General features: G+C 47.6%; 17 protein-coding genes. 15 read left to right on the top strand and 2 right to left on the bottom strand.

Annotated features, from left to right (window positions below; translation table 11 throughout):
* Positions 1 to 23 precede the first annotated feature (23 nt).
* Complete coding sequence (locus tag AC58PQ_RS00985) at positions 24 to 2,144, top strand: hypothetical protein (protein WP_497240134.1); 2,121 nt, start codon at positions 24 to 26, stop codon at positions 2,142 to 2,144.
* Positions 2,145 to 2,203: 59 nt separating this feature from the next.
* Here the strand turns inward: AC58PQ_RS00985 and AC58PQ_RS00980 are convergent, their stop codons facing one another.
* Together AC58PQ_RS00980 and AC58PQ_RS00975 are read right to left on the bottom strand one after the other, a co-directional pair.
* The gene (locus AC58PQ_RS00980) at positions 2,204 to 2,782 is read right to left on the bottom strand and encodes a beta-class carbonic anhydrase (RefSeq protein ID WP_497240133.1); all 579 of its coding nucleotides are present in this window, start codon (positions 2,780 to 2,782) and stop codon (positions 2,204 to 2,206) included.
* A 50-nt stretch (positions 2,783 to 2,832) separates the two neighbouring features.
* Complete coding sequence (locus AC58PQ_RS00975; RefSeq protein WP_497240132.1) at positions 2,833 to 3,201, bottom strand: iron-sulfur cluster biosynthesis family protein; 369 nt, start codon at positions 3,199 to 3,201, stop codon at positions 2,833 to 2,835.
* A gap of 140 nt (positions 3,202 to 3,341) precedes the next feature.
* Here AC58PQ_RS00975 and AC58PQ_RS00970 point away from each other — a divergent pair, with 140 nt between their 5' ends.
* The 14 genes from AC58PQ_RS00970 to AC58PQ_RS00905 all read left to right on the top strand — a co-directional run bounded on the left by AC58PQ_RS00970 (position 3,342) and on the right by AC58PQ_RS00905 (position 22,675).
* Positions 3,342 to 4,862, top strand: coding sequence for a carboxypeptidase M32 (locus AC58PQ_RS00970; protein ID WP_497240131.1), 1,521 nt, complete (start codon positions 3,342 to 3,344; stop codon positions 4,860 to 4,862).
* Between the two features lie 605 nt (positions 4,863 to 5,467).
* The gene (locus AC58PQ_RS00965) at positions 5,468 to 6,481 is read left to right on the top strand and encodes an ABC transporter substrate-binding protein (protein WP_497240130.1); all 1,014 of its coding nucleotides are present in this window, start codon (positions 5,468 to 5,470) and stop codon (positions 6,479 to 6,481) included.
* 55 nt (positions 6,482 to 6,536) lie between these two features.
* Positions 6,537 to 7,310, top strand: coding sequence for an ABC transporter ATP-binding protein (locus AC58PQ_RS00960; protein ID WP_497240129.1), 774 nt, complete (start codon positions 6,537 to 6,539; stop codon positions 7,308 to 7,310).
* Between the two features lie 70 nt (positions 7,311 to 7,380).
* Entirely contained in the window at positions 7,381 to 8,145 is a 765-nt protein-coding gene (locus tag AC58PQ_RS00955; RefSeq protein WP_497240618.1) for an ABC transporter permease, read from the top strand.
* 78 nt (positions 8,146 to 8,223) lie between these two features.
* Positions 8,224 to 9,183: an aromatic acid exporter family protein gene (locus AC58PQ_RS00950; protein ID WP_497240128.1), complete on the top strand. Its 960-nt coding sequence runs from the start codon at positions 8,224 to 8,226 to the stop codon at positions 9,181 to 9,183.
* Positions 9,184 to 9,297: 114 nt separating this feature from the next.
* On the top strand, positions 9,298 to 9,864 hold the full coding sequence (locus tag AC58PQ_RS00945; RefSeq protein WP_056620858.1) for an outer spore coat protein CotE: 567 nt from the start codon (positions 9,298 to 9,300) through the stop codon (positions 9,862 to 9,864).
* A 134-nt stretch (positions 9,865 to 9,998) separates the two neighbouring features.
* A complete protein-coding gene (locus AC58PQ_RS00940; RefSeq protein ID WP_497240127.1) occupies positions 9,999 to 11,465 on the top strand; it encodes a putative amidoligase domain-containing protein in 1,467 nt (488 codons plus the stop codon).
* 224 nt (positions 11,466 to 11,689) lie between these two features.
* On the top strand, positions 11,690 to 14,353 hold the full coding sequence (gene mutS / locus AC58PQ_RS00935; RefSeq protein ID WP_497240126.1) for a DNA mismatch repair protein MutS: 2,664 nt from the start codon (positions 11,690 to 11,692) through the stop codon (positions 14,351 to 14,353).
* A gap of 54 nt (positions 14,354 to 14,407) precedes the next feature.
* Positions 14,408 to 15,847 carry a S41 family peptidase gene (locus AC58PQ_RS00930; RefSeq protein ID WP_497240125.1) on the top strand — a complete coding sequence of 480 codons (1,440 nt, stop codon included), beginning with the start codon at positions 14,408 to 14,410 and terminating at the stop codon, positions 15,845 to 15,847.
* A gap of 4 nt (positions 15,848 to 15,851) precedes the next feature.
* Positions 15,852 to 17,921, top strand: coding sequence for a DNA mismatch repair endonuclease MutL (gene mutL, locus AC58PQ_RS00925; protein ID WP_497240124.1), 2,070 nt, complete (start codon positions 15,852 to 15,854; stop codon positions 17,919 to 17,921).
* Between the two features lie 4 nt (positions 17,922 to 17,925).
* A complete protein-coding gene (locus AC58PQ_RS00920; protein WP_497240123.1) occupies positions 17,926 to 18,702 on the top strand; it encodes a class I SAM-dependent methyltransferase in 777 nt (258 codons plus the stop codon).
* Positions 18,696 to 19,664 carry a tRNA (adenosine(37)-N6)-dimethylallyltransferase MiaA gene (gene miaA / locus AC58PQ_RS00915; protein WP_497240122.1) on the top strand — a complete coding sequence of 323 codons (969 nt, stop codon included), beginning with the start codon at positions 18,696 to 18,698 and terminating at the stop codon, positions 19,662 to 19,664. The genes AC58PQ_RS00920 and miaA overlap by 7 nt, the downstream gene beginning before the upstream one ends.
* Positions 19,665 to 19,730: 66 nt before the next feature.
* A complete protein-coding gene (hfq, locus tag AC58PQ_RS00910) occupies positions 19,731 to 19,970 on the top strand; it encodes an RNA chaperone Hfq (RefSeq protein WP_477591392.1) in 240 nt (79 codons plus the stop codon).
* Between the two features lie 149 nt (positions 19,971 to 20,119).
* Positions 20,120 to 22,675 carry a transglycosylase domain-containing protein gene (locus tag AC58PQ_RS00905; protein ID WP_497240121.1) on the top strand — a complete coding sequence of 852 codons (2,556 nt, stop codon included), beginning with the start codon at positions 20,120 to 20,122 and terminating at the stop codon, positions 22,673 to 22,675.
* Positions 22,676 to 23,391: the final 716 nt, after the last annotated feature.

The following is a 23,391-nucleotide window of genomic DNA, read 5'->3' as shown; positions in this document are numbered from 1 at the left end:
TTTAACTACAAGGAGGACTCCCTGTGAACCAACAACGTAAGATGAAACGTCTACTCAGCCGTTCGGCACTATTGCTAACCGCTGCAAGCTTCCTAACACTTCCACTGGCAACTTCAGCTTTTGCAGGTAAGGAAGGTGTATTTCTCAGTGATTCCGTCTATTTCACATTAGATAAAGTGACCTTATCGGCAGGTGCTGATGATGGTTCACTTCGCTTCTCACTAGGCTTGAATAATCATAGTAACTCCACGGTTGATTTCAACAACTATGGGGTGAAGGTCATTGATTCAAGTGGCATTACGTACACTGCGAAACTGAATGAGAAAGTGGTTGCCCGAGTGAAGGCAGGGGAGACGGGGACATTTAAATTTACTTCCGAAATTCCGAGTAATCTCTCAGCCGCGGACTTGAAGGTCGACATTTTCCAATGGAATTATAATTCCACTTCGGATATCGGTGCGCTCTCGGTCGAATCAGCAATGATTGAAGCGGGTCAAACCCCTCAACAACAAGCTGTTATTAATTTAAAAGAAATTGACACCACATTGGCTGAGGATGCTTTAGTAACCGCTAAGCTTGGACAAAGTTATAAAGTGTATAAAGATGGCGTTTGGATGGTCTACGCGGATCTAACCTTGGCTAACGAAAGCAGCTCCAGCCTGAAGCTGCCAGAGGGTCTTGAACTTAATTTCCAAGATAGCAAAGGGCTGACATACGGTGCTCAGTTTGTTACGAGTTTAGGCACATTGCTTCCTGAGCAACCTGTAACCGTAACCTTGCAAGCAGCAGTACCCGCTTCCCTAGATACGCATAAGTTATCCTTGTTATTCTCACCTAAAGGCAAGGTGAAAACGACGGTTCTAGGTACGTTGAGCGCAGCGAAATCGTTCGTAGTCATTGGAATTGGCGACAAAGTGGCGTACCCGAATACCGATGATCGCGCAGATTTGAACGGTCTCGTCATTTCGACCTCATGGGCATCAGCCATTAAACAATCGGACGGACTGCACGTTCAAGCAAACGTGACGTTGACGAACGAGAGTGAAGGAATCGTAACGGTTCCTAGCTTGTCCGCTGAATTCCAGGCGGTTAGCAGCAATGTAGGCGTGACATCCAGTGATAATGCGTCGCGTTCATCCTACTTATCTCCGAATGAGTCGACAACATTCCGTTTCCAAGGCGTTGTACCTGCTTCGCTAAGTGCGGAAAGCTTGCAGTTGGTTGTGCTTGAGAAACAAAGTGCTGCCGCCTCCACAACGGCACCAAACGTTGCTGCAGGCAGCGCGGATAGCACGAAACAAGTGGCATCCCTGCCAGTTTCCATTACTTCACTCTCTGGTGCTAGCGTTGCTGGTGAAGCAACATCTTATGCTGCTGCGCAAGCGTATAAGATCGGAGATTCCTTTAAACTTAGCTCGACGAATAGCATCGACTCTAACATCGATATGTCCCTAGTTGAGTTTGGAATGAGTGTGAATTCCGACTTCGGTTATAAGACCATCGTTGCGAAATATAAGCTAACGAATAAAGGGACTTCGACACTCGCTTTGCCGGATTTCCAGACGGATTTGACGAACGAAGAGGGATACACATACGCTGGCGTTAGACAAACCAATGTGGCGAAAAGCATAGCACCTAACACGAGTTATGTGTTAAGTTACTCGTACATGGTGCCGGATGTTGAGGATGCAGATAAGCTTGCGCTTCATCTGTACGATACGAATCGTTTGGCAATGGGTTCGTTTAAAGCGGCAGTGCAACCCGTTTCAGCAACTGGTGCAATTTCTGTATATCCATATACGATTAATTTCGACGAGTACCGCTTAAGCACAATGTATAGCAGAGATTCATCGTTTACGTATAATTTGCGGTTAGATTTGGATGTTGAACGACAAGCTCAAGTGATCACGGATGCGAATTTCTCCTCGCTCTTATTCGAGGTCGTTGATACGGAAGGAAGATTGTTAACTTCTAAATCAATGTTATTCACGGGTCAACAAAAAATTATGTCGGGAGTTCAATATATCGATTTCGGCACTGTGAGATCAAATCAAGTTAATTCAGGAGCGTACATCAACATTTATGAAGTTGTATCTACTCCGAGCGGAGATGCGAAACGTTTGATCAAAACGATTAACCCATAATCGGTTACAAAAAAAAGAGATGATCCAGATAAAATCTGGATCATCTCTTTTTGATTTGTTCATAGCAGCTCAGGTGCGGGTGCATAAGCTGCGTCTACTAGATCTAAGCGACCCGTTTCTGGATCTATGATCAGACCGTGAACGGGTAAATTTTTGGGAAGAAGGGGATGATTCCGAATAATATTTACACTTTTCTCAATGCCCTCGCGAACATGATTGAAGCCAGTTAGCCAACGCTTTAGATCGATGCCAGCATGTCCTAATGTTTCAATGACATCGTCGGATATGCCTCTGTCTTTCGCTTTGGAAATGACACTTTCAGAATTAAGCCCTGTCATACCGCAATCGTAATGACCAATGACGAATACTTCATCGGCATCCAGCTGATAGACAGCGACAATAATACTGCGCATGAGACTACCGAAGGGGTGCGAGATAATGGCGCCGGCATTTTTAAGAATTTTGGCATCCCCATTATGAAGATTCATCGCTTTTGGCAGCAATTCGACTAGCCGTGTATCCATACACGTAACAACAACCATTCGTTTGTCCGGAAATTTCGTGGTTAGAAACTCCTGATATTGCTTCGTTTCTACGAAATCCTTGTTGTAGCTCAAGATCTCATTAATCAAAGACATGGTATTCCCTCCAGGTAATTTGATGCTGCATGTCTATGTTCTTTGCAGCTTTAACGTTTATCGACTAAGCTCATACCCGCATTGTAAATCTGATTATTACTCTTCAGTATATAGGATTTATTTCCCTCGTGGAAGTCGATTTTCATTTTCTCCTCGAAAAAAATCTCGTCCTTCGCTTTATAAATCAATGGAAAGGTATCTGTCATAGCGGAAATATCATCGGTATTTGCCGTAGAAACTAACCACAGCGTAGGTACGCCATTGACGGAACATCCGCAGCCTTCGGTGTCAAAAACCAGCTTCAGTAACGTATTATTTTGCTCCATAAAGGGTGTAAGTCGTTGTGTTGCTGTATCGGTAAACGTGATGTTCATGGATGTCATCTCCTTCAAATTACTGCGCAAAACAGCGGAATTCATGGCACTTCTCCTTATTCTACCACAAATTGATCGATATTTGATTCTAGCCCCCTTTGGAAGTATGATAAATATTGAAACATTTGGGAGCGAATGCTTCCGAAGTTAGTTTTTCTAACGAAAAACTTTAAGGAGATGAGCACATGAGTGTTGGTGTTGTGAATGCCAAGTTGGAATCGTTCAAAGCTTATGTTCGTAAAATGAAGCAGTACGAAGAGGCAATCTCTTTGATCTATTGGGACATGCGGACAGGTGCTCCCAAAAAAGGGATCGAGACGCGTTCTGAGGTTGTCGGTGAGCTCTCCACCGAGGTATTTCGGATGTCCACGTCAGATGAGATGGGCGGTTATGTCGATTTCTTCATGCAGCCAGCCGAGCTGGAGCAGCTAGACCCGATTTCCCGCAAAATGGTGCAGGAATGCAAAAAAGAATACGATCGCAGCAAAAAAATACCAGCTGAGAAATATCAAGCTTATGTCGTCTTAACTTCGCAAGCGGAATCCGCATGGGAAGGCGCGAAGCATAATTCGGATTGGGCGTCTTTTCAACCCTATTTGGAGAAAATCGTGACGGCAACACAGGAATTTATTGAGCTTTGGGGCTATGAAGGGCATAAATATAACACATTGCTGGATATGTATGAGCCAGGGATGACGGTAGAGAAGCTAGACGAAGTATTCGGAACCTTGCGGGAAAAAGCAGTTCCACTGCTTCAGCGGATTGCGGCTTCGGCGAATCAGCCGAATCGTACCTTCTTGGACCAACAATTTGATATTGGCAAGCAGAAGCAATTCTCACTTTCTATTTTGAAACAAATGCAGTATGACTTCGACGCTGGTCGTCTGGACGAGACGGTGCACCCATTTGCGACGGCGTTGAACCCAGGCGATGTGCGGATTACGACGCGTTATTTGCCAAATGATATCACTTCGGCTTTGTTCGGGACCATTCATGAGGGTGGACATGCGCTGTATGAGCAAAATATTTCCACTGATCTTGTTGGGACCAATCTATGCTCAGGTACCTCCATGGGCATTCACGAATCGCAATCCCGCTTCTGGGAAAATGTTATTGGCCGCAGCAAACAATTCTGGGATCGTTATTATGGCGAGCTTCAGACGACATTTAGCGGGCAAATTGATGATGTCAGTGTAGATGACTTTTATCGTGCGATTAACCATATTGAGCCATCTTTGATCCGTATTGAAGCAGATGAGCTTACTTACAACTTACATATCATGATTCGCTATGAGCTCGAAAAAGAGTTATTCAGCGGTACACTCGCTGTAGCGGATTTACCCGCGGCGTGGAACGCCAAATACGAAGAGTATTTGGGGGTTACGCCACCGAATGATGGCGAGGGTGTCCTTCAGGATGTGCACTGGTCCGGCGGTGCGTTCGGCTATTTCCCATCGTATGCCCTTGGGAATATGTACGCGGCGCAATTCACGAACACACTTCGCAAAGAGCTGCCTAACTTCGACAGCTTGATTGCAGAAGGTAACCTCGCACCGATTAAAGCATGGTTATCCGAGAAGGTTTACCAGCATGGCAAGCTGCTGACGCCGAACGAAATTATCCAACAAGTCACTGGCGAACCGTTAAATCCGGAATATCTAGTGGCGTATTTGGAAGAGAAATACTCGGAAGTGTATGGGATTTAGTGGTTTTTAGCAATTAAGCACTTAGTGGCTATAGTATGTATTGGAAAACAGCTTTTCTATGACGGTTAATCCGTCGGGGAAGCTGTTTTTTTGTGTTGCTGCTTGTCTGCTATCTCCCAAACTGCCACCCCGCCGCGATAATTGCTTTTCCCGCACCCATACAGCTCCCCCTCCGCACAAAAAGTTGCGATTATGCATCTTTTCACATCACATTTCGTTCGTTTGAGGTGAATTGATGCAAATATGCAGTTCTTTTACTGATTTTAGGCCTAGAGGGGGGAATTATTGAAAAATTGTTGCACTTTCGCACTTATTCCTCATTTGCTACTTCGAATAGCATCAAAAGGTTGCACATTTGCACTTTTGCTCGTTGAGAAGTCGCCAATTTCACTAATTCTCCTCGCTATAGGCTCACGATACGCTCGGAACCCGCTCGAAACCCGACCAATCCCTAAACTAGTCTTTGCGAACGAACACAAACACATCCCCAGATTCGTCATTAATCCCAAATTTTATCAACTCCAATAGCTTTTCTGGAAGAACCATTAACCGACGTCTGGGCTCCTGCATAGGATACAGTACAATTCGAATCGGAGGGACGTCTCATGAACAATCGAAAGAAATGGGGATTCACGTTATCCGTCGTTCTACTCTTAAGCTTAATAGCTTCAGCGTGTGGAACCAAAACAGAAGAAACAACGAAGGTGCGCATTGGTGAGGTGACGCGTTCCTTGTTCTATGCACCGCAATATGTGGCGTTATCACAGGGCTTTTTCAAAGACGAAGGGCTCGAAGTGGAACTGACAACAACGCCAGGCGGCGACAAAACGATGACCGCTCTGCTATCGAACGCCATTGATGTTGCCCTTGTAGGATCGGAAACATCGATTTATGTGTCTCAGCAAGGCTCGGATGATCCCGTGATCAACTTTGCGCAACTTACGCAAACAGACGGAACCTTCTTGGTTGCCCGTACCAAAGTGGATAAGTTGGATTGGAATGCGTTGAAAGGGAAGGTATTCCTCGGTCAACGTAAAGGCGGAATGCCGCAAATGGCAGGCGAGTTTACGCTGAAAAAGCACAACATCGATCCGCAGAAGGATTTGCAGTTAATCCAAAACATTGATTTTGCCAACATTGTCTCGGCCTATGCTTCAGGTACAGGGGAATATGTGCAGCTCTTCGAGCCGCAGGCGTCGATCATTGAGAAAGAAGGCAAGGGTTATGTGCTTGCATCCTTTGGTGTAGAGAGCGGACACCTGCCGTATACCGTGTTTATGTCAAAGCAAAGCTTCATCAAAGCCAACCCGGGCACGGTTCAGAAGTTTACGAATGCGATTCAACGGGCACAGCTATGGGTTGCCGCGAAGAACGTGGATGAGATTACCGAAGCGGTATTGCCTTATTTTAAAGATATCGATGTGGCGATTGTGAAAAATGTCGTGAAGCGTTATAAGGATCAAGGTTCCTTCGCTACGGACGGCATTGTGGATGAACAAGAATGGAACAATTTGCTTGATGTCATGACATCAGCTGGAGAACTGAAAGAGAAAGTAGCATGGAGTAAACTGGTGAACAACTCTTTTGCAGAAAAAGCGAAGTCGAACGTGAAGAAATAATTGTAAGCGGAAATAGGAGTCACAGCAGGATGGAGATAAGAGGAGGTTAGGCGCCATGGACACAGCTGTGAAGGTCGGGTATGTTACGCAGATTTACGTAACGGAGGAGCGAGCAACGCTTGCCCTTCAAGGCATTTCGTTTGATATTGCGAAAGGCGAATTCGTCAGTCTGATTGGCCCTAGCGGATGTGGAAAAACAACGCTCTTATCGATCATTGCGGGACTCCTCCCGCCGACATCTGGACAGATCACAGTGGCAGGTCAACATGTGCAGGGACCCTCGCCTAAAGTGGGCTATATGCTGCAGCAGGACTACTTATTTCCATGGCAGACGATTGAAGCTAATGCCTGTATGGGATTAGAAATCGCAGGCGCGCTGACGAAAGAGACGAAGCAAGGAGCGCTTCACTTATTGGAAGAGATGGGTCTGCTGGCCTTCAAAGACTATTACCCCGCACAATTGTCGGGCGGGATGCGTCAGCGAGTCGCACTTGTCCGAACCTTGGCGACAGAACCGGAGCTGCTTCTCCTAGATGAACCTTTCTCTGCACTGGACTATCAGACAAAGCTGCAACTAGAAGATTTGGTTGTCGAGACGCTGAGAGCCAAGAAGAAGACGGCTATATTAGTCACACATGATATTTCAGAAGCGATAGCCATGAGTGATCACATTATTGTACTGGCACCGAATCCAGGGCGCATTCGCAAGTCCTTCTTGATGCCAGAAGCGGTAAGGGCTGCTGTACCTTTTGAAGCGAGAGAATTGCCTGAATTTCATGCACTTTTTCGGCAAATTTGGCAGGAGTTTGGGGGTGTGCAGCATGGATAATCGAGAAAAAGAGCATATCCGAATCCCCACCACGAACGAAGAGTTGAAGCAAGCTGTACATCAACGATTTATGAAAGCGAAGAAGAGAGAGACGAAGTGGGTTCGACTTATCCAGTTGGCCATCCTACTCCTCTTTTTATCCATATGGGAACTAGCATCACGATTGAAATGGATTGATGTTCTGCTTTTTAGCTATCCAACGAAGGTATTTCTTCTGCTGTGGGAGAAGCTGCTCGACGGGACGCTTCTTCCTCATGTCGCTGTGACGGTGGAAGAGACGATCATCGGATTTTTCCTGGGTACGATTTTTGGAACGGGATTAGCAGTGGTCATTTGGTGGTCGCCATTTCTGTCACGCGTGCTGGATCCGTACATTGTGGTGCTTAACAGTATGCCAAAGGTAGCGCTGGGCCCCTTATTTATTGTGGGTTTTGGGCCTGGATTGCTTTCGATTATTGCAACAACACTTTCGATAACGGTCATTATTACGACCCTTGTTGTTTATGGCAGCTTCAAGGAAGTGGATCAGAACTACGTCAAGGTCGTGAAGCTTTTTGGCGGCAATCAGCGTAAAGTATTTCTCAAAGCGATACTGCCTGCATCTTTTCCAACCATCGTTTCTACGCTAAAAGTAAATGTAGGTTTAGCATGGATCGGCGTCATCGTCGGCGAATTTCTAGTGTCTCAGAAGGGGCTGGGATACTTAATCATATATGGCTTTCAAGTCTTCAATTTCACCTTAGTGATATCTACCCTATTCGTTATTGCATTAGTCGCAACGGTGATGTACCAGCTTGTAGCCAATCTAGAGAAGAAACTAACGAAGCATCGGTAATAGAGAAAGGCTTGCCACAATCCCATGCAAAATGAAATAATGAGCCCATAGATAAACCTGTAAAGAGGTGAAAACACTATGGGCTTTCGTGTGCTCAAAACAGCCGTTGCCGTCATAATCGCTATGTATCTGGCGTATATATTAGGGGTTCATACACCAGGAGCAGCGGGACTTCTTGCCATTCTGGGCATTGAAGTGACGAAGAAGAAAGGCATACAAAGTGCCCTTCACCGCATCGCGGCTTCGATTCTGGCGCTGCTGATCGGTTCGGTCTTATTTAACGTGCTCGGGTTCCATATTTGGGTCGTTAGCTTGTTTATTCTTATCGTGTTTCCAGTTCTTGTTCGGCTGCGGATTACGGAGGGGGCTGTAACTGGGGCCGTCGTGATGCTGCATCTCTTTGCATATGAATCTGCGGACTGGGCAGCGGTGCTTAATGAATTACTTTTGCTAGTCATTGGACTAGGTTCAGCAACGATTATCAATATTGCTTATATGCCGAAGGCTGACAGCGCACTTACCGTGCATAAACAAAAAATCGAGGGATTATTTTCTGAGATTTTTGTTAACATAGCAAAGCACCTTCGGGATAATACGGTGATTTGGGATGGGAAAGAGCTGCTAGAGGTCAGCGAGGAAATTGATCGAGGCGTTAGCTTGGCGAAACGTTCGATGGAAAATACTTTGCTTTTTGGCTGGGATCCCTATTGGCGCGTCTATTTCTACATGAGAGGCGAGCAGTTGGATTCGATTCACCGGATGATTGATCTTGTCGCACAGGTGTACCAAACCTTACCGCAAGGAGAGTGGGTCGCTAAGATCTTCGAAGATATTAGCCAAACTGTGAAGGAAGACTATTATACAGGGGATGCAGAGAAAGAGTTGCAAGAGCTGAATATGCGTTACAAGGAAATGCCCTTGCCTGAAAGTAGGGAAGAATTTGAAGTCAGATCAGCGATTTTACAGCTTAACAGAGAGTTAATGCACTATCTAGCCATTGCCAAAAAGCAAAAAAAACACCGTCCTGAAGCGGGTTGACTCTGACAGAAATCAGTATATTAAATAAATAAAAAAGTATAAAAATAATTGTCACTCTAGACTAATGTCCTGCATACACTTGTAATGAATGATTGTATGGAGGAGGTTGAAAGGATGTCATTAGATAAAGATTTGCAATGCAGAGAGATCATTACAAAGGCTGTCTGCGGTAAAGGTCGCAAATTTTCTCATGTAAGTCATACCGTGACTCCGCCTTATTCTCCAACCAGTATTTTGGGCGCTTGGATTATTAATAACCAATTCGAGGCTGTCCATTCTGGAGAGGGCGTAGAGGTAGTTGGTACTTACGATATCAACATCTGGTATTCTTACGATCGTAACACCAAAACAGACGTAGCAAAAGAAACCGTATCGTATGTAGAAATCGTTGGACTAAGCTACTTGGACAAAAAACATAAGCCGACGACAGCCGAAGTATCAGCTGTCGCAACGCAAGAGCCGAACTGCGTAGAGGCCAGCATCTCTTCAAGCGGCGACAGCGTCATCATTCGGGTGGAACGCGAGTTCCAGGTTGAGCTCATTGCCGAGACGAAAGTCTGTGTAGTCGTTTGCACCAACGGCTGCAATGACTTCGACGACAAGCATGTGGATTTCGATGACAGTGGCGATGGTGATTTTGAGGATCTGGACGCCGACCTGCTCGAGGATGAACTGGATTAAGGAATCTTATACGCCATTATATGCGGGCTAAAGAGGTTCGGCAGAGGGCATTTGCCCTCTTTTTTGTTGTATTCGCACATTTGGGCATTCACGTTTGAATGCTCTAGAAGTAGTAGATATGAGGGGGTGTTAGCTTGGAAACCTTCTTACTGCACGCACAGGAGAAAGATGCGCGCGAGCTCGCAGAACGCATCCGCATTCCAAGTGGGAGTAGGCTTCCCGAGAACTGGCAGGGTCGGATGATTATTCATTGGGGAGCGGCGCATGATGAATACCCGCACCAACCTGCTCTGCAGCCCATTAAAGCGATCATGCGCGCACAGAATCGAAGGAAGCGGGATGCCTTGTTACAGCTGCACGGGATGAAAACAAGAGCTTCTCAAGCCACTGCAAGAGGGAATAGGGACCCAGAGCCTTTTACGCATAAATATAAAGTGGCGGTCTTTCATCTTCAAACGCTTCTTATTTATGAGAAAAAGGAGACTCTCCTGCTTTCGGAGAAATCACTGCAGAATCAACGACAATTGGGTGTGAATGCTGATTACATAGAAGTTACCCCAGGACAGATCAACTTCCACTCCCGCAGGGCGAGCCGTGAATCGGTCAAAGCCATCTATGCCCTTGGTTTAGACTATGGCCTAGTTACTATCGGCATCACGCCAAGCGGGCATACGCTCGTGCTGGATGTCGATCCCGTTCCGAAGCTGAACGGGCGACTGGTACAGCTCTTCGCGCAGGCGATCGATCACTATGATCAATCGCTTGCGAAAGAGCTGGAACGGAAAGAGCGAGCGATGCTCGGCTGCGATCCCGAGTTCCTGCTCGTGAACCCGCAGGGCAAGGTCGTCTTCGCCGACCGCTTCCTAACCCGGGATGGCCCCGTCGGCAGCGACGCCATCGTGCTAAGCGGACATCGCGTGATTCTGCCGCTGGCTGAGCTGCGCCCGCAGCCCAGCGTGGACCCGTTGCAGCTAGCGAAGAATGTACGAGCGACCATGGGGCTCGCCGCGCGCAAGATCACCGATGACAGCCTCGCCTGGCTTTCGGGCGGGATGCCCGTGCGGGGCTACCCGCTAGGCGGACATATCCACTTCAGCCGCTGCTGGATGAACGGGCATCTGCTGCGTGCGCTGGATAATTATCTCGCGCTTCCGCTGATCCTGATTGAGGGAGAATCGACGATCGGTCGTCGCCCGCGATATGGCTATCTGGGAGACTTCCGCAAGAAGTCTCATGGGGGGTTCGAGTACCGTACATTGCCAAGTTGGTTGGCGTCACCCATCATCACTCGCGGTGTATTCGCACTGGCATCTCTGATCGTCAATAACTACTGGAGCCTGCCGGGGAAGCCTCTGCAATTACCTGATATCCAAGCTGCGTATTACAGCGGTGATAAGCGAAGGCTTCAAGATGAGGTTGCGAAGCTTTGGAAGGATTTGGAGCAGCTCAAGGGCTATGAGGTTCATGCTGGATCGCTGGAAGGTCTTCGTTTGCAAATGACTACCATGGAGCCGTGGAACGAAATGGCAGACATTCGGTTCGCTTGGAAAATTGCACCCGGGGTGCGTAAAGAAGCTTTTGAAGAAGAAATCATGTTATAATAGATTATCTATTGCGTCATAGGTTCATTGATGAATAGGAGATTGTAGTCGTAGTCAAATGCGTTGAAAGCAAAGCTGTACACGAATTTCGTTGTTCAGCTTCCTGTAGGAAACTTACCTGCAGGAAGCTGAATGACGTATGTACGACTGTGTATGGATGAATATAAGAATGATAGTTTCATAGAGTTCACCATTTATGATGGAACAGGTTGGAGGAACGCAAGTTGGCTACATATACGCCGATGATTCAGCAATACTTAGCCGTGAAGGCACAGGTCCCAGATGCTTTTTTGTTTTTTCGTTTGGGCGATTTCTATGAGATGTTTTTTGAAGATGCGATTAATGCATCACGTGAATTAGAGATTACGTTAACAGGCCGTGAAGGCGGCGGCGAAGAGAAAATTCCGATGTGCGGCGTCCCGCATCATGCGGCAGACAACTATATGTCCCGCTTAATTGAGAAAGGCTACAAAGTCGCCATATGTGAGCAAGTGGAAGATCCCGCTGAGGCCAAAGGTGTTGTACGCAGAGAAATTGTACGGATCGTTACACCAGGTACAGTCATGGATAGTAAGCTGCTAGGCGAATCCGTCAATAACTACATCGTATCTATCGTAGACCAAGCGCATGGCTATGCGTTTACAGCCTGTGATATTTCGACCGGTGAGCTCTATACGACAGAATTGCCTCATGCTTGGGAACTCGTGGTTGACGAGTTGAACGTATATAATCCATCTGAGATTGTAACCAGTCCAGCTTTACTGACAACGATTCGTGAGTCTGGTGCAGCGTGGGGCCGAAATATGGTGCTTACGGAGTGGACCAAGGCAGACGAAGGGCTGCTTGATGAGCATTTCACAGAAGATGCCGCCTTATCGGCTTTATCTAGCCTCTCTCGACAAGGCGTAGCCTCGCTCCTTGCCTACTTGAAAGAAACGCAAAAAAGAGCGCTCACGCACGTGAAGCACATTCGCATCTATGAGCCAGATCAATTTATGACGATGGATCCCTTTACCCGTCGCAATTTAGAGCTTGTTGAAACGGTTCGTGAACGTGCCAAAAAAGGGTCGTTATTGTGGCTTTTGGACAAAACGGTAACCGCCATGGGCGCGCGTATGCTGCGCCGATGGATCGAGAAGCCGCTTATGAACGTGGCTCGTATTGAAGAACGGTTGGAAGCAGTTAATCTCCTCTACAATCAATTCATTGTACGTGAAGATGTGAAGCAGGCGCTGAAGGAAGTCTATGATTTGGAGCGTTTGGTCGCCCGAATCTCTTATGGCAATGCAAATGCCCGAGATATGATTGCTCTGAAGCACTCCTTACAGCAAGTTCCGATGCTGCAACAGTTGTGCGCCGCATCAGGTTCTGAAACGCTGCGAAAACTCGTTGAAAATATGGACGTCTGTGATGATGTGATGTCTTGGATTGCCAATGCCATTGAGGACGAGCCCCCAGTTTCGATTCGTGACGGCGGGATGATTCGCGAAGGCTATCAGCCTTACTTAGATCAGCTTCGTGAAGCTAGCAAGAACGGGAAGCAATGGATTGCGGAGCTAGAGCGCCAAGAGCGTGAAGCAACGGGCATTAAGTCGCTCAAAATCGGTTACAACAAAGTGTTCGGCTACTTTATCGAGGTAACGAAGGCCAACATGTCTGCCCTGCAGGAAGGGCGTTATGAGCGTAAACAGACGCTAGCGAATGCAGAGCGTTACGTTACGCCGGAGCTCAAAGAGAAAGAAGCGCTCATTCTGGAAGCGCAGGATAAAATGATCGATCTGGAGTATGAATTGTTTACGGAGCTTCGCGACCGGATTTCGAAGCATATCTCCAGATTGCAGAAGCTGGCGGAGGTCATTGCCACCGCCGATGTGTACCAATCGCTGGCGACGGTCAGCGCGGCGCATCACTTCCGCAAGCCGGAGATCGGCGAAGGCTTTGATCTTGCCATTGAAGACGGCCGACACCCTGTGGTGGAGGCTGTCATCCAGGACGGCTCGTTCATCGCGAACGGGACGAGCCTGTTGCAAGAGCAGGGCCGCATCCTGCTCATTACCGGGCCGAATATGGCCGGTAAGAGTACGTATATGCGGCAAGTAGCTGTGATCTGCCTCATGGCGCAGATCGGCTGCTTCGTGCCTGCCAGCTCCGCGCGCATCCCGGTCACGGACCGGATCTTCACGCGGATCGGCGCTGCTGATGATCTTATCGGCGGGCAGAGTACGTTCATGGTCGAGATGATGGACATCCAGGTCATGACAGAGAAGGCGACGAGTCGGAGCCTTGTCATCATTGATGAGCTGGGACGCGGCACCTCGACAGGTGAAGGTATGGCGATCGCACAGGCCGTCATTGAATTCCTACATGATCGTATCGGCTGCAAGACGCTCGTGTCGACGCATTTTCATGAGCTCGCACATTTAGAAGAGAGCCTTGTGCATCTGCGCAATCACTGCATGGCGGTGAAAGAAAGCGGCAGGCAGGTGACCTTCCTGCGCAAGCTCATCCCTGGGGCAGCAAGCACGAGTTACGGCATCTATTGTGCCGAAATCGCCGGGCTGCCGGATGCGATCATTCAGCGCTCGTACGCGCTGCTGAATGGCTTTGAAGAGCGCGCGGCGACGTCAGTAGTACCGCAAGCACATAAAGCAGTGGCCACCATGGAACCGGTGGCCGCTGAGGCTCCTGCTGCTTACGAACCCGTGGCAGCTCCGATCCGACAGCTGTCCCTCTTCGAAGAGGACAGCCCTGCCGAAGCTGTCGTCAAGAAGAAGCATGACGGCAAATCTCAACTAGTGCTCGACCAGTTGAAGGGCATTGATCTCATCAATATGACGCCTCTGCAGGCGCTCAATTTAGTCTATGAATGGAAGCGAAAACTGCAGTAAAACACTGGTTGCAATAGACTACTCATTAGATCTCAATTGAACGGGGATATGCACATGAAGGTAACACCACTGAGCAAGAAAGCTTTGAAGGCTACTTTAGCACTAGCATCGGCTCTAGCCGTCGTTATGCCAGTAAGTGCAATGGCTCAAGAAGATCTACAAACCGTTCTCGTGCGAAAAACGCTTGCCGAAAACCATGTGAGCGGTGTTACGCTAGCAGCGCTTGCGAATCTAAGTATTGAGCAAATGATCAAGGGATTGAAGGATCCCTATACGGTTCTTTTCACTCCACAGGACTACGATCAATTTTCCAATTCGCTGGAGAATAGCTTTGAAGGTGTAGGCTGTGTGATTGGGCTGGATGATACAGGTGTGTTTGTATCGAAAACAATCCCAGGCTCACCAGCCGAGGCTGCTGGCTTGCAGCGGGATGATTATATTCGAGCGATTGATGGCGAACCTGCTTCGACCACTTCGATTGACGAGATTCGGAATAAAATTATCGGTGTCACAGGTACTCAAGTGAAGGTTACCGTGCTGCGCGGAGATAAAGAAATAACATTTGAGCTTACTCGCCAGGCTGTAAATTCTCCAGAAGTGTATAGTAATACATTTACAAATGGTGTTGGTTATGTGCAAATCACGGACTTTTCAGATGAAGCTGATGATGAATTCGACAAACAACTGAGTAGGCTTCAAGCCGAAGGATTGAAGTCGTTAATCCTAGATGTTCGTAACAATCCTGGCGGTTATCTCGAAACCGCGACAAACATTGCGAAGCATTTTGTAAAGGAAGGCGTCCTTATTCATACGAGGGATCGCGATGGTGTCGATGATCCTGTGTTCATTAAGGATGGAAATCCGCTTGCGATTCCTGTGTATATTTTAGCTAATGAAAATAGTGCAAGTGCTTCAGAGGTGCTTTCGGGCGCTTTGCAGGACTATGGGGTCGCGAAAGTGATCGGTATGCAAACATTTGGAAAAGGAAGCGTGCAGCAGCTTTTCAAGTTGCCAGATCTTAGTGTGTTGAAGGTCACTGTACAAGAATACTTAACACCGAATAAGCGAAAAGTGAACAAAGTAGGCATTACACCAGACATGCAGGTTGACGGGGTATCGGCACAGTTCATCACAGCCCTGCATGAAACAGGTATTTCGGACATCAGCGTGATGTTCACGAAACACGGGGTGACGTATAACGGCGTTGACGTTGGCTATGGCTTTGGCAGCTTCAAGGAAGAGGGTAAGTTTTTTGCTTCGGCACGAGGACTTGCGGCTCTTATTGGGGCCAAGATTACATGGAATAATACGAATCGTACCGTTGACATCACGGATGAAAAGGGAACGCATGCGTTTCCGATTGAAACGGATAAGTTGATTATTGAAAACGGTACAAGCTATGTAAATGTAGATCTGTTTGATGATTATTTTCCACAGCTAAAGGTCAATCATCAAGGTGATAATGTTTCTATACAGGCTATAAAGGGGAACTAAGTCGATGGGCAAAATTCAGCTCTTAAGCGAGCATATTGCGAACCAAATTGCAGCAGGTGAAGTGGTGGAGCGGCCTTCATCGGTCGTGAAAGAGCTGGTTGAAAACTCGGTTGATGCGGGGAGTACCCGTGTTGATGTCACGATTGAAGAGGGCGGCTTGAGCTTAATTCGAGTGTCCGATAATGGATCTGGTATGGCACTTGAGGATTGTGAATTAGCTTTTCAGCGGCATGCCACGAGTAAGATAGCGACTAGCAAGGATCTGTTCTCGATTCGCACGTTAGGCTTCCGAGGTGAAGCCTTGCCGAGTATCGCGTCTGTCTCCAGACTCGAGTGTGTAACAAGTGCGACGATGGATGGACTGGGAAGGAAAATAACCATCGAAGGCGGCACGATTCGCACTGTGGAAGAAACAGCTGCATCGCGCGGAACTGAAGTGACTGTGCGGGATTTATTTTATAACACGCCAGCTAGACTGAAATATATGAAAACGATCCAGACAGAGCTGGGACACATTTCCGATTATTTATATCGTCTTTCGCTCGCGCATCCTGGCATTGCTTTCACTTTAAAGCATAATGGCAATGTGCTGCTCCAAACATTAGGGAACGGGGATCTGCTCCAAGTCATTGCCGGTATCTACGGCACGGCGGTTGCCAAGCAAATGCTTCCACTCCAAGTGGAAAGCTTGGATTATACGATCTCGGGCTTTGTCGCCAAGCCCGAAATGACTCGCGCGAATCGCGGCGGCATCTCGACCATAGTCAATGGTCGGTATGTGCGCAACTTTGCGCTGAATCAAGCGCTGCTGCAGGGATATCATACCCTGCTGCCGATCAACCGTTTCCCCGTGGCTGCGCTACACATTGGGATGGACCCTGCTCTTGTGGATGTCAACGTGCATCCATCCAAGCTAGAGGTCCGCTTCAGTAAGGAAGCGGAGCTAACGGCGTTGATCGAAGCCGAGGTGAAGCGGCTATTCGGCAGACAGGTGCTGATTCCTACTGGAATCAAAACGACATCCGTGCCGAAAGGCGCTTACGTTCAGGAGCAGCTGGAACTCTCACGAACCGTCGAGACACCCAAAGAAAACCGCAGCTCGTCAATTGAGCTGGATGCGGAATTTTTTAAGGATCATAAGGATTCAGAGGATTCGAAAGTATTGAGAGAAGCAAGGGCTGTGGAAAGACCTGACAACCAGTGGACGCTGCCGCAGATTAAAGAAACAGCTCCAGCCTATCGTCAGCCTGCGCCACCTTCATTGACGTCTCCTAGTCAACAACAGGCATCTGTCGATACGTATCCAAGTAGCAGTTCACCATCGGATTCAGGCTATGCTCCACAACGGGCGCAATCAAGCAAACAGAACTACACGCCTGCGAGCGACGCGTCATATCGAAACATCTCGATCCAGCAGCAACGCCGCACGAATGAAGCATTTATGGACTTGATGCCTTCTGGTGAGGATAGCGATGCACCTAAACTTCCGACTTTTCCGAGATTGGATCCGATCGGACAAATGCATGGCACTTATTTAATTGCACAGAATGAGTCAGGTTTGTACCTGATTGATCAACATGCGGCACATGAACGCATCAATTATGAATATTTTTATAAGCGTTTTGGCAATCCTGCTGAGGCGAGCCAAGAATTACTTGTTCCGATCACATTGGAATTTACCCCGTCTGAAGCGGGCGTAATTTCTGATAAACTTGCTTTATTTGAACAAGTAGGCGTGTATATGGAGGCCTTTGGCGGTAATACGTTCCTTGTACGCGCACATCCACACTGGTTTCCATCAGGGGAAGAAAAGGCTATCGTCGAAGAGATGTGCGAGCTTGTCATCTCGGACCGTAAAGCCCTGGATATCGCCAAGCTGCGCGAGAAGGCAGCGATCATGTGCTCCTGTAAGGCATCAATTAAGGCTAATCAAGGCCTTAGCATGTTGGAGATGGAGACGTTGATTGATCGGCTTGCTGGCTGCAGGAACCCTTATACGTGTCCACATGGACGACCGATAGTTGTTAGCTTTACAACGTATGAGTTAGAAAAAATGTTTAAGCGAGTGATGTAACCCTGTGTTAGTGACAACTTCGTATAATCCGTCCCCCGAATTGGTGGCGGAGGCCGCACGCTTATCAACTTTATATGGCGGCAGAATTGTGCCCCGCAAGAAGTATTCTTTGGAACTTCTTAGGAGAAATTATAAGGATAATTCCGTTCTGCTTGTGACAAGAGAAGAGATCAGGTACTATGAAGAAGACCAACCTGCAACTTTTTTCCATCCGAGCATGTCCCTCGTTCGTGTCAAACGGATGCAGCGGGGAGAGTCTGATTTACTCATTGAGGCATCAGGAGCAGTACTCGGGGACAGCATCATTGATTGTACTGCGGGGCTTGCGTCGGATGCGATCGTCTTCTCCTATGTCGTGGGCGCTGAAGGGCGTGTTACAGCACTAGAGAGCGAAGCGGTCCCAGCGATGCTAATCCAAGAAGGCTTGGGACAGTATGAGTCGGAAATACCGGAGCTGAATGCAGCGATGAGACGTATTGAGGTTAGGCGAACACATCACCTTACCTATTTGCAGCAATTAGATTCGCAAAGTGTAGATGTCGTGTATTTTGACCCTATGTTTCGCAGTCCAATTGAAGAGTCGCATGCGATGTCACCTCTTCGTCATCGTGCGAACGATGAAGCCGTCAGTTTCACTTCGATCGCAGAAGCAAGACGTGTTGCGCGCAAAAGTATTGTGCTCAAAGAAAACAGAGACAGTACTGAGTTTGACCGGCTCGGGTTCGAGCATGTGTTACGATCAACAACGAAAACAACGTATGGAGTGATTCGATTGTGTTAGCCCCATCAGCCAAGCCGAAATTACTCGTGCTACTTGGTCCCACCGCAGTTGGCAAGACTAAGCTCAGCTTAGAAATTGCGCAGCGCTTCAATTGTGAAATTATTTCTGGTGATTCGATGCAGGTATATCGTGGCATGGACATTGGAACCGCCAAAGCGAGTGAGGCGGAGCAGCAGGTCGTTCCGCATCATTTGATTGACATTCATGATCCGTCGTATTCGTTTTCTGCAGCAGAGTTTCAAGAGCGAGTGAAAGGTTTAATCCATGACATCCACTCGCGTGGCAAGCTGCCTTTTATCGTAGGTGGTACAGGATTATATATCGAATCGGTTTGCTACGATTATCAATTTACTGATGTCAGCATGGATGAGGAGTTCCGGCAGGCGCAGGAAGAATTCGCGAATGTACATGGGGAAGAAGCCCTGCATGCCAAGCTGCGTGAAATCGATCCTGAGAGTGCAGACCGACTACATGCGAACGATCGTAGACGAGTGATTCGTGCACTTGAGATTTTCCATATATCTGGAGAAACGATGACCGCTCACTTGGCCTCCCAGAAAAAAGAATCTCCTTACGAACTATGTATTATTGGGCTCACGATGGATCGCGCACTGCTCTATCAGCGGATTGAAGAACGCATCGATGCGATGCTTCAGGAGGGACTGGTCGAAGAAGTACAAGCGCTTCTGGCCGCAGGAACCCCAAAGTCAGCCATTTCGATGCAAGCCCTTGGCTACAAAGAGATCGTCAGTTTTTTGGAGCATGAACTCAGTTTCGAGGGAGCCGTGACCCTTCTTAAACGGGATACACGTCGATTTGCGAAGCGTCAATTGTCTTGGTTTCGGCATATGAAGGACATTGATTGGGTTGATGTAACAGATACAGCAAATTTTTCTGCCCATTTCGAAATGATTAGTGATATACTAGCAGGAAAGTTTGTACATAAAATAGAATATTATTAACAAATATCACCAATAGAAAATAGCGCCGTCTGGCGAAAGTTTCATTCCATTAAGGGGGACATACTGATGAACCGAACCATTAATATTCAGGACAATTTTCTAAATCAGCTGCGTAAAGAAAGCATTCCCGTAACCGTTTATTTAACTAATGGGTTTCAAATTAGAGGACTTATTCGTGCATTTGACAACTTCACCATCATCATTGACAGTGAAGGCCGTCAGCAAATGGTGTACAAGCATGCTATTTCCACATTCACACCTCAGCGTGCTGTCTCGTTAATGGCGGCTGCAGAAGCAACGGAATAATCTGTACATCGCTTCATTTTGCAACTTTTTAATGGACTGAAACGTCTAACCGAATAGAAACATTTGGGAGCAACCTTGTATAAAGGTTGTTCTTTTGTTGGTTTCATCTTCTATCTAGAGAGAAACGAAACGTAAGGGAGTTGGTGAACATGGATAAACCTACGAGAAATCCATCCGCGCCGCAAACCAAGCCAAGGGAGTCCAAACAGAGCAATAATAAGGGCTCCAAGAAGAAACGAATTAATGCACGTAAGCTCATTATGGGTTCCATCATTGCTGCGATAGTAGCTGTCATCTGCGCGACGGGGATTTATATTGTTGTCATCATGAGCGGATTTAAAATCTTAGATGCCAATATTGATAAAATTATCAGTACGACAGAGTCTACCCTTATTTATGCGCAAGAGGAAGGAAAAGATAAGGACGGGAAGGACAAACCGGCCACCGAAATATCGAAAATTTATCGCGGTGAAAATCGGGAAAGCGTCAATATCAAAGATGTTCCGGAGCGGCTGAAGCAAGCTTTTATCGCCACGGAAGATCGTCGCTTTAATGAACACTCTGGTGTTGATTTGAGAGCAATCGGTCGTGCACTTGCCACGGATATTATTCACATGAGTTATGTTGAAGGTGGAAGCACGATCACACAGCAGCTTGCCAAAAACGTATTCCTAAGCTCGGAAAAGACTGCTTTCCGAAAAGGTACGGAGATGTCGATCGCGTTTGCTCTCGATGAGCGCTTTACGAAGGATGAGATTCTGGGGAAATATTTGAATCGTATTTTCTTCGGAAGTAACGCTTACGGTATTAAGGCAGCAGCTAAGGTTTACTTTGGTAAATCGAATTTGAACGATTTGGAAGTGTGGGAAATGGCGACACTGGCTGCTTTACCAAAAGCACCTTCCCGATATTCGCCACTAGCACATCCTGATTTATCGAAAGAGCGTCGTGCCGTTGTTCTTAGACTAATGACTGATCAGGGCTATATTACAGAGGCTGAGCGAGCTAAGGCCGCTGCTGTTGATTATGATCCGCCTGCGTCATCAGTAAGCACAGGTACGAAAGAATATGCTTCTTTCGTGGATTATGTTGTGGATGAAGCGGAAGACATGTATGGCATCGAAGAAGATGAGCTTTTGACCAAAGGTTACCGCATATACACAACGATGAATATCAAGGCTCAGAAGACCATAGAGACGACCTATGCCAATCCGAGTTTTTTCCAAAAAGATGCATCAGACGGTCAAAAGATACAGAGCTCCATGGTTATTTTGGATAATAAAACCGGTGGCATTATGGGCTTAATCGGCGGTCGAGATTATAAGACCAAAGGCTTTAGTCGTGTGTACTCGAAGAGACAGCCAGGTTCTTCATTTAAACCGATTGCGGTCTATGGACCAGCGTTGGATAGTGGGAACTATACGCCATATTCTTTGTTAGATGATACGCAGACGTCTTTTGGTTCGTACACACCACAAAACTATGATCGTCAGACACATGGGCAAGTGACCATGTTCGAAGCTGTTAAGAAATCATACAATTTGGCGCCTGTATGGTTATTGAGTAAAATGGGTGTTAAGACGGGGATCAAATTTGCTGAGAAGCTAGGTATTACCTTAAATGCACAGAAGGATCAGAATTTAGCTGTTGCGTTAGGCGGTCTAACAGATGGGGTATCGCCATTGCAAATGGCTAGAGCCTATACAGCTTTTGCCAATCAAGGGAATCTGAATAAAACGCATGCGATTCTACGTATAACCGATGCGCAAGGCAAAGAAATTGCAGCGTATAAGCCGGAGAAAAAGCAAGTAATTCAGCCGTCAACTGCCTACTATATGACGCTGTTGCTACAAGGTGTTGTAGAGACAGGAGGTACGGGTGTCAAGGCGAAGTTTAATCGTCCAGTTGCAGGAAAAACAGGCTCAACGGGACTTGATATTAAAGGCATTGAACAGTACGATCGTGATGTATGGTTCGTTGGTTATACGCCTGAATGGACTGCGGCAGTGTGGCAAGGCTTCGATAAGGTCGATTCCAAACACTATGTGACGGTTGGAAGTGGCAGTACAGCCGATCTTTTCAAGCAAATCATGTCGGAGTCCTTGAAAGATAAACCAGTCACAAAGTTCGTGAAGCCTGCGAATGTAGAAGATTTGAAAGAACCACCTAGTGGGATTGCGGATGTGACGGCTACTTACGTGCCTGAAATCAAGCAAGTGAAGCTTGCGTGGACCTCTTTAGGTGAGAAAGTAAGCTATCAAGTATTTCGTAAAGCGGCTGCAGAGGCTGAAGCGAAGATGATTGTTCAAACAGCGAAAGCACAAATCGAGGACACGACCATTGACAGCGGTGTAACGTATCAATATTACGTTGTGCCTGTTGAAACGGATTCGAATAACCCTGGGGCGAAGTCCAACGTCGTTTCAATCGAAATTCCGAAGGATGATTCATTGCCTAACGGCGGCATTCCATCACCTTCTCCATCGGGATCGCCATTACCATCACCTGGTAATGGGCAGAATCCATCCCCGACGCCTAGTGGGAAGCCTGTGCCATCACCATCACCTGGGGCAACCGTTAAACCAGGCACCGGAACGGAAACGGGGCCTAGCCCAACTCCGAGTCCATCGACGAGTCCAAAGCCAAGTCCAACGCCGTCGCCGGCGAACAAGCCGATTGACGACAAGCCGAAGCTCGGATTGTAAGTAGGCTGAACGAGCGCTATAAGGCCCCAAAAGGGCCTTATAGCTGCGGTAGGCCGACGCGGTTAAGCTGTAACGCCTAAAAAGGGCGTTACAATGGCGTTTTCCCGCCGTAGTCGGCTGAACGAGCACTATAAGGCCCCAAAAGGGCCTTATAGCTCCAGCGGGCCGGCGCAGGACAAGCTGTAACGCCCAAAAATGGCGTTACAATGGCCTTTCCCGCCGGTAAGCGGCTGAACGAGCGCTATAAGGCCCCAAAAGGGCCTTATAGCTGCGGTAGGCCGACGCGGTTAAGCTGTAACGCCCAAAAAGGGCGTTACAATGGCTCTTTCCCGCCGGTAGTCGTCTGAACGAGCACTATAAGGCCCCAAAAGGGCCTTATAGCTCCAGTGGGCCGGCGCAGGACAAGCTGTAACGCCCAAAAAGGGCGTTACATGTGCTCTTTCCCGCCGGTAGTCGGCTGAACGAGCACAATAAGGCCCCAAAAGGGCCTTATAGCTTCAGCAGGCCGGCGCAGGACAAGCTGTAACGCCCAAAAAGGGCGTTACAACGGCGCTTTCCCGCCGGTAGTCGGCTAAACGAGCGCTATAAGGCCCCAAAAGGGCCTTACAGCTGCGGTAGGCCGACGCGGTTAAGCTGTAACGCCCAAAAAGGGCGTTACAGCGGCTCTTTCCCGCCGGTAGTCGGCTGAACGAGCACTATAAGGCCCCAAAAGGGCC

The organism is Paenibacillus sp. J22P143 (assembly GCF_059692035.1).
This window is presented reverse-complemented; position numbering and strand designations above follow the sequence as displayed.